Source organism: Alistipes sp. CHKCI003, from assembly GCF_900021155.1.
In the GTDB taxonomy this organism is placed as follows: domain Bacteria; phylum Bacteroidota; class Bacteroidia; order Bacteroidales; family Rikenellaceae; genus Alistipes; species Alistipes excrementavium.
Window position 1 is genome coordinate 1 of sequence record NZ_FCNT01000033.1, and the last position, 7,888, is coordinate 7,888.

Annotated in this window: 7 protein-coding genes; 6 read left to right on the top strand and 1 reads right to left on the bottom strand. The window is 61.6% G+C overall.

What is annotated here, in order from left to right; translation table 11 throughout:
* The first annotated feature begins 142 nt into the window (after positions 1–142).
* The 6 genes from mazG (at position 143) to BN3659_RS04920 (ending at position 7,392) form a co-directional block, all read left to right on the top strand.
* Positions 143–922 carry a nucleoside triphosphate pyrophosphohydrolase gene (gene mazG, locus BN3659_RS04895; RefSeq protein WP_091535040.1) on the top strand — a complete coding sequence of 260 codons (780 nt, stop codon included), beginning with the start codon at positions 143–145 and terminating at the stop codon, positions 920–922.
* A gap of 224 nt (positions 923–1,146) precedes the next feature.
* Positions 1,147–1,677, top strand: coding sequence for a gamma carbonic anhydrase family protein (locus tag BN3659_RS04900; RefSeq protein ID WP_091535042.1), 531 nt, complete (start codon positions 1,147–1,149; stop codon positions 1,675–1,677).
* Positions 1,678–1,686: 9 nt separating this feature from the next.
* Complete coding sequence (locus BN3659_RS04905) at positions 1,687–2,988, top strand: histidine kinase (RefSeq protein ID WP_091535044.1); 1,302 nt, start codon at positions 1,687–1,689, stop codon at positions 2,986–2,988.
* Entirely contained in the window at positions 2,985–3,749 is a 765-nt protein-coding gene (locus tag BN3659_RS04910; RefSeq protein WP_091535046.1) for a LytR/AlgR family response regulator transcription factor, read from the top strand. The genes BN3659_RS04905 and BN3659_RS04910 overlap by 4 nt, the downstream gene beginning before the upstream one ends.
* Positions 3,750–3,884: 135 nt before the next feature.
* Complete coding sequence (locus BN3659_RS04915; protein ID WP_091535048.1) at positions 3,885–4,334, top strand: hypothetical protein; 450 nt, start codon at positions 3,885–3,887, stop codon at positions 4,332–4,334.
* A 157-nt stretch (positions 4,335–4,491) separates the two neighbouring features.
* Positions 4,492–7,392 carry an outer membrane beta-barrel protein gene (locus tag BN3659_RS04920; RefSeq protein WP_091535050.1) on the top strand — a complete coding sequence of 967 codons (2,901 nt, stop codon included), beginning with the start codon at positions 4,492–4,494 and terminating at the stop codon, positions 7,390–7,392.
* A gap of 242 nt (positions 7,393–7,634) precedes the next feature.
* Here BN3659_RS04920 and BN3659_RS13300 read toward each other — a convergent pair.
* Positions 7,635–7,888 (bottom strand): hypothetical protein (locus BN3659_RS13300; RefSeq protein ID WP_216092790.1); only part of this gene is annotated, 254 nt, incomplete at its 5' end.

Sequence of the window (7,888 nt, forward strand, 5' to 3'; positions counted from 1 at the left end):
CCGTCGGTCCCCCTCCCTCGGCGCCCGCCGTCCGGGATCGGAGCCGGGGAGGAAGAGCGGCGGATAGGTGTGAAATGTTTCGGACAAAGATAGCATTTTCCGCCGAATGTGCTAACTTTGCCCTGTCGAAAACATCAAAACTATGGAACAGGATAGACGCTTGGCGGCCACGGCCCGTCTGCTGGAGGTGATGAACACCCTGCGCGAGAAGTGTCCGTGGGACCGCGAGCAGACCTTCGATTCGCTACGCAGCAACACGATCGAGGAGACCTACGAGCTGGCCGACGCGCTGCTCGATCACAATATGGAGGGCATCAAGGAGGAGCTGGGCGACCTGCTGCTCCACGTCGTGTTCTACTCCAAGTTGGGCGAAGAGGCCGGCGCGTTCGACTATGCGGACGTGGCCGACGCTCTGTGCGACAAGCTCATCTACCGCCATCCGCACGTCTACGGCGACATCCATGCCTCGACGCCCGATGCGGTGAAGGAGAACTGGGAGGCACTCAAGCTGCGCAAAAAAAAGCGCAGGAGCGGCACGCTGGGCGGCGTGCCCCGTTCGCTGCCGGCGCTGGTCAAGGCGCTCCGCATCGGCGAGAAGGCCGCCGCGACGGGTTTCGACTGGGAGCGGCGCGAAGATGTGTGGGCCAAGGTCAGGGAGGAGGCCGCCGAGGTGGAGGCCGAAATGGGTTCGCAGGACCGGGAGCGGCTCGAAGGCGAATTCGGCGACCTCTTTTTCGCACTCGTCAACGCCGCGCGCCTCTACGGCATCGACCCCGAATCGGCGCTCGAACGCACGAACAAGAAGTTCATCCGCCGCTTCAATTATATGGAGGAACGGGCTGCCGCCAAAGGACATACGCTCCACGAGTTGCCGCTCGCTGAGATGGAGGCCCTCTGGCAGGAGGCCAAAAAGACGGAATAGCCTCGGCGCTGCGCAGCGCCGGCGGCAGCGTCTTTGGCGTTTCGGGCCGCCGGTCCGTCTCCGTTCCGAGGGCGCCGTCGGGGCGGCACATGCCCTCCCCCCCCCTTCATGCGGGAGCCGGCTCCGGGGCGGTTCGGATGCGGCGCCGCGGGCGGCAGCGGTAACGGAGTGCCGCACAGGCATGACACGATATACAGTTATCTAATTCAATTATTGAGACGACAATGGCATTGATTCGAAAAGTACGGGGCCACGAGCCCGTGATCGGCGAGAACACGTTTGTGGCGGAGACCGCCGTCATTCTGGGCGACGTAACGATCGGTCGCGACTGCTCGATCTGGTATAACGCCGTGCTGCGCGGCGACGTGAACCGGATCGTCATCGGCGACCGCACCAACATTCAGGACGGCGTGGTGCTCCACACCATCTACGACCGGGCGAAGCACCCTTCGCAGACGATCATCGGCAACGACGTCTCGATCGGCCACAACGCCATCGTCCACGGAGGCGTGATCGGCGACAACTGCCTCATCGGCATGGGGGCCACGGTCCTCGACAACGCCGTGATCCCCCCGGGCTGCATCATCGCGGCCAATGCGCTGGTGCTCTCGAACGCACGGCTCGAACCCGATTCGGTCTATGCGGGCGTGCCGGCCAAGAAGGTCAGGGAGATCACGCCCGAGCAGCGGGACGAGATCGTGCTGCGCACGGCGCACGACTACATGCTCTACGCCTCGTGGTATAAAGAGGAATAGCCGGCACGCATGGGTCGTCCGCCGAAAAGCTCCGTCTGGGTGCCGAACCTGCTGGTCGCGTTGGCGATCACGCTGGTGGTCAACTTCTCGTACCTGCTGCTGCTGATCGTCGACAGGCGCAGCGAGCCTCATCCGGCCGGCGAACGGTTCGTCGAGATGCCCGGCGAAGGGATCCTTTCGGTCGATCCCGACGGCCACGGCTACATCGTCTACGCGGGGCGGGACAGCGTCTACGTGCCCATGTCGCGCATCCGGCGCCTCGGGCTCGCGGAGGGCGACCGGCTGGTGGTGGACCTGAGCGTCCCGCGGCGCGAGGGTGCCCACTATACGATGGGCGAGGTGAAACGGCGCAACGGCGTTCCGTTCGACTACCGCGCCGTGTTCAACCGTCCGTCGGAGACCGTCGAGACCGTCCACCAACTGCTCTACTACCTCGTCTTCGCCTTCGTGCTGCTCACGATTCTCTCTTCGGGCCGCCGCCATACGGCGCCGCGCTTCGCCGTGCGCTGTGCGTGGTGTCTCGTGGCGGCCGTTGCGCTCTACATGATCGCTCCGACGATCGACTGGCGGACGGGGCGCATCGTGATGAACTTCCGGAGCGGCGGCCGTCATTTCGACTTCGTGCTGATGCTCAAGTGCTCCTTCACGCTCGTGGTGGCGATCCTCTACGGCTGGATCTACCGGCTGGGCTCCCAGCGTCAGGCGATGGCCGTCGAGAACGAACAGCTCAAGAACGAAAACCTCATCACACGTTACAATATGCTGGTGAGTCAGGTCAACCCCCACTTTTTCTTCAATTCGCTCAACTCGCTGGCGATGCTCGTGCGCGGCCGGCACGACGACAAGGCGCTGACCTACATCGACCAGCTCTCCTACACGTTCCGCTACATCCTGCAAAGCGGTCAGAATACGCTGGTGGCGCTCGACGAGGAGATCCGGTTCGCCGAGGCCTATGCCTACCTTTTCAAGATCAGATACGCCGACAAACTCTTCTTCGACATCCACATCGAGGAGCGGTACCGCACTTGGCTGCTCCCCGCGCTCACGCTCCAGCCGCTTATCGACAACGCCGTGAAACACAACACCATCACCCGGAGCAAGCCTTTCCGCATCACGATCCGGACGCACGAGGATCACCTCGCGGTTTCCAATCCGATCGTCCCCAAGCTGCAACCCGAGCCGGGCACGGGCATCGGCCTCGAAAACCTGCGCAAGCGCTGGGAGCTCATCACGGGCCGCGAAATCGAGATCCGCGATACCGGCGGCGTGTTCGTCGTGCGGCTGCCGCTGCAAAAACCGCAGATGAAATGAAAGTACTGATTATCGAAGACGAAACGGCGGCGGCCGAGAACCTCCGGGCCATCCTCCGCGAGACCGAACCCGGCGCCGAGGTGCTCGACACGCTGGAGAGCATCGACGAGAGCGTGGCATGGCTGCGCACCCGTCCCCTGCCCGATCTGATCTTCATGGACATCCATCTGGCCGACGGAGAGTCGTTCCGCATCTTCGACGAGGTCGAGGTTACGGTTCCCGTGGTCTTCACGACCGCCTACGACCGCTATGCGCTCGAAGCCTTCCGGGTCAGCAGCATCGACTACCTGCTCAAGCCGATCAATGCGGCCGACGTGTCGCGGGCGCTGGCGAAGCTTCGCCGTCTGACGGGCAGCGAGCGCCGCGAATACGGCTCGCGCGTGCGGCGCATGGCGGCGGGACAAGGCGCCGAGAGCGTCTTTCTGGTCCACGTGCGCGATCGGATCATCCCCCTCCGCCGCGAGCAGATCGCCTATTGTTACACCGCCAACGAGAAGGTTACGGCCTGCACCTACGACGGTACGGTCTATCAGCTCGACAAGACCCTCGAAGCGTTGCAGGGGATCCTTCCCGACGCCGATTTCTTCCGCGCCAACCGTCAGTTCATCGTCGCCCGCCGGGCCGTGAAGGAGATCGCCGTGTGGTTCGGCAGCCGGCTGTCGCTCCGACTTGCGGTCGAGACGCCCGAGCGGATCGTCGTGTCGAAGGCCCGCGCCCCCGAATTCAAGGCGTGGCTGCGGGCGGTCCGGCCTGCGGATTAGCCGCTTCACCCCCGGAAAATACCGTTTGGCCCGAAGTTCCGCTTCGGGCTTTTCGTTTTGGTGCTACCTTTGCATCGGGTGCAGGACGGACGGGTGTCGCAACCCGTCGAATGTACAATAAAGTTTTCAGTCTTTATGAGAAAGAGTTTTTTTGCGGCATTGTTCGCCGTATGTACGATGATCGCGGCGGATGCCGCGGCACAGCACCGCGGTCGCTCCGCCGCGATGGATCCGGATGCAAAACGTCCCACGACCGAAGAGGCGGCCCGCATGCGCACCGAGCGGATGACCGAGGCGCTGGGGCTCGATGAAACGCAGGCCCGCACCGTTTACGACCAATGTCTGCGCGAGGCTCAGTTGCAACGGCAGTTATCTGAAGTCCGACAGGAGAATGCGGCGAATATGAAGCGGATTCTCAACGAGAAGCAGTATGCCGAATGGCAGCGGATGCACGAGCGCCGTCGGGGCCGCATGCACCACGGCACGAGGCCGGAAGGACCGTCCGGCGCAGCTTGCTGCGAGGGACCCTGCCCTGCGCAGAAAGAGGCGTGTCCCGCAGACTGCGGCACGCCGTCCGGCCGGTAGGCCGAAGCCGGTTGCATGGGTACCGGACCCCGGAAAGGGTGTCGGCCATACCGGCTGACACCCTGTTTTTGTCGATTCGCCCCGAAGATATGGGGAATGCGGAAGATTTGTCGTATCTTCGCCTCCCCGCAATCCAAGATAAATAAGATCCAAACAGATGAAACAGCTCGTTATCACTACACTGTTCACCTTCTTCGCAGCGGTTTCGTTCGCACAGCAAGGGACCGTTACGGCGACGGTGGTCGATGCAGATTCGAATCAGGGCATCGCAGGCGCGGTCGTGGAGGTCGCTCCCGCGCAGGCCCCCGACCGGAAAAGATTTTATACGACCGGATACGACGGTTCGCTGAGCATTCCCTCGCTCGCCTACGGCGAATACAAGGCCGTCTTCACCTTCCTCGGCTACGACAATCTGGAGAAGACCTTCACGGTCGGAGCTGACAGGACGGCGCTCGGCAAGGTGGCGATGATGCCTGCGGCCGAGCAGATCGCCGCCGTGGTGAAGGAGGCCAAGGCGCTGCGCGCGTCGCAGAAAGGCGACACGGTGAGCTACAATGCCGGCTCCTTCAAGGTTTCGACCGACGCCGACGTGGAGGGGCTGCTCAAGAAGATGCCGGGCATTACCGTGTCCGACGGTACGGTCGAAGCGCAGGGCGAGGAGATCAAAAAGGTCTTCGTCGACGGCAAGGAGTTCTTCGGCGACGACGTCGCTACGGCCATCAAGTCGCTGCCGGCCGAAGCCGTAGACCGCATCGAGGTCTACAACAAACTGAGCGACAACGCCGAATTTTCGGGCATGGACGACGGCGAAGGCTACAAGGCCATCAACATCGTTACGCGCGAGAACATGCGCCGCGGCCAGTTCGGCAAGCTCTACGCCGCCTTCGGCTACGACGCCGACACCCGAACCGAGTCCGAATTCAAGTATAATGCGGGCGGCAACGTCAACATCTTCAACGGCGACAGCCGTCTCTCGCTGCTGGCGCTGTTCAACAACGTCAACCAGCAGAATTTCTCGTTCGAGGACATCCTCGGCGTTACGGGCGGCACGCCCAGCCGCGGCATGCGTTCCTACATGACCCGTCCGCAGAGCGGCGTGGCTAAGGTCAACGCCATCGGCCTGAACTATTCCGACACGTGGGGCAAGCGGGATCAGGTGTCGTTTCAGGGCAGCTATTTTTTCAACGGGACCCGCACGACCAACCGTTCGACCCAATATAAATGGTACGAATATCCGTCGGTCGACACCCTTTCGACCACGGGTTATTCCGACACGGAGAACTACAACCACCGTCTCAATGCCCGCATCGAGTGGAAGATTTCGGACAACCAGAACCTCATGATTCGTCCGAGCTTCAGCTACCAGTCCAACGATCCGTGGAGCACGACCGACGGCTGGCAGTTCGGCCAGAGCGGTTACAGCCTGACGCGCACTTACAGCGACGCCGCCAACAGCGGTTACAACGCCCGTCTGTTCGCCGTCTATCGGGCCAAGCTCGGCAAAGACGGCCGCACGATCACGGTGGACGGTTCGGGCCGTTACCGCGACAATACGAGCCGCTCCAATTCGGCTTCGAATACCGCCCCCATTTCGGAGGTCCGTCCTGCGATCGACCCCGCGACGGGCGAAGTGATCGACCCCGACGACTACCTCCGGATGCGCTATCTCTATAACACGGCGCCGTCGAGCAACTACGAGGTCGAGGGAAACATCACCTACACGGAACCCGTCTCGAAATACGCGCAGCTCAGCGCGCAGTATCGCGCCGAGTACGAATACCAGCAGCGCGACAAGGCTTCCTACATCACGGGCGAGGATTTCGATCCCTCGGGCATCGCCCCCGACCCGGCGCTTTCGAACTCGTACAGCAGCGGCTACATGATCCACCGCGTCGGCCCGGGCTTCCGATATGCCAAGGACAAAAACAACATCGTGGCGAACGTCTACTACCAGCGTTCGACGCTCGACGGACAGGTCGAGAACTCCGATGCGGAGCAGATCCGCCATTCGTACAACGACTTCACCTATTTCCTGATGGGGCAGTTCAACATCAACCGCGAGAACTCCATCCGTCTGTTCGTGCGCTCCTATACGCAGAATCCCACCGTAACGAATCTGCAAAGCGTGTTCGACGTGTCGGACGCACAGTACATTTCGAGCGGCAATCCCGAGCTCAGCCCTTCGTACAGCCACCACATGATGATGCACTACATCCATTCCAATCTGGAGAAGGGGCGCACGTTCATGTGGATGTTCATGCTCCAGAACACGTCGGACTACATCACCTCGAACGTGGATTACAACGGTTCGGTTTCGATCGACGGCACGACGTACGACTATCTGCAATATTCGCGTCCGGTAAACATGGACGGATATTGGATGCTGCGCACGCATCTGAGCTACGGACTTCCGGTGAGTTTCCTCAAGTGCAACTTCAACATCATGGGCGGCATAACCTACACGCTCACCCCGAGCCGGATCAACGGCCTGCGCAACGATGCCGGCAACATGGGCTACGACCTGCGGGCGGTGCTGGGCAGCAACATTTCGGAGAACGTGGACTTCACCCTCTCGTGGGACGGCACCTACAACGTGGCCAAGAACTCGATCGCCTCGACGGGCAACAACAAGTACTTCAACCATACGGCGCAGGGCGATTTCAAGTTCGTCTTCTGGAAGGGATTCACCTTCACGGCGTCGGCGGCCTATACGCAGTACAAGGGCATCACCAACGACTACAACGACTCCTATCTTCTGTGCAGCGCCTCGATCGGCAAGAAGATTTTCCGCAACCGGCGGGGCGAGATCAGCTTCGGGGTGAACGACATCTTCAACCAGAATACGGCCTTCGTCCGCACGACGGGTTCGGGCTGGACGCAGAACGCCACCAACAGCGTGATCGGACGCTACTATCTGTTGAAGTTCACCTTCAATCTGCGGCGTTTCGGCAAGAAGGCTTCGACGAACATCGGCGACTACGAGGGGGCCGAGATGCCGACCCGTCGCCGGGGCATGATGGGCCCGCCGCCGGGCGGCCACCGCGGACCTGCGTTCTGAGCGGAATAGACCGTCCCGCGTAAGCCGTGCGCAACGGACATGGGGCTGTCCGACAAGTTTTTTTCAACCCTCCGGAATTGCGTATTGGGAAAAGTTCTCAATAGCAGTACGAATGAAAAGGAGCTGTCTGACAAGTCTGATTTCAACGATTTCACGGGGCTGTCTAACAAGTTTTTTTGACCCTCCGAAAATTGCGTATTCGGAAAAGTTCCCGAATAGCGGTGCGAATGAAAAAGGGGCGTTTACAACGTGTTAGACAGCCCCGTGATTTCCGATTTTCGGGACCTGTTGGACAGCCCCATGTCGCCGAACCGCACCGCATCGGCCTCTTGGGGAGGGCTGCCCCGTTCCCGGACGGACGCAGACGCTCGAATGTCGGGGGCATCCGCCCTTCCCGCTTCTGCTTCCGGATCGCCGGTCTCGGCGGCCTTCGCCCGCACCTGAGGCACCGCACCCTTCCCCTCGGCCGCCTCCCCTCCCCGCGTTCGACGGGCGT

What these genes read in the sequence shown, in the direction of transcription:
- mazG (WP_091535040.1), top strand. Translation starts at nt 143, where the DNA reads ATGGAACAGGATAGACGCTTGGCGGCCACGGCCCGTCTGCTGGAGGTG.
- BN3659_RS04900 (WP_091535042.1), top strand. Translation starts at nt 1,147, where the DNA reads ATGGCATTGATTCGAAAAGTACGGGGCCACGAGCCCGTGATCGGCGAG.
- BN3659_RS04905 (WP_091535044.1), top strand. Translation starts at nt 1,687, where the DNA reads ATGGGTCGTCCGCCGAAAAGCTCCGTCTGGGTGCCGAACCTGCTGGTC.
- BN3659_RS04910 (WP_091535046.1), top strand. Translation starts at nt 2,985, where the DNA reads ATGAAAGTACTGATTATCGAAGACGAAACGGCGGCGGCCGAGAACCTC.
- BN3659_RS04915 (WP_091535048.1), top strand. Translation starts at nt 3,885, where the DNA reads ATGAGAAAGAGTTTTTTTGCGGCATTGTTCGCCGTATGTACGATGATC.
- BN3659_RS04920 (WP_091535050.1), top strand. Translation starts at nt 4,492, where the DNA reads ATGAAACAGCTCGTTATCACTACACTGTTCACCTTCTTCGCAGCGGTT.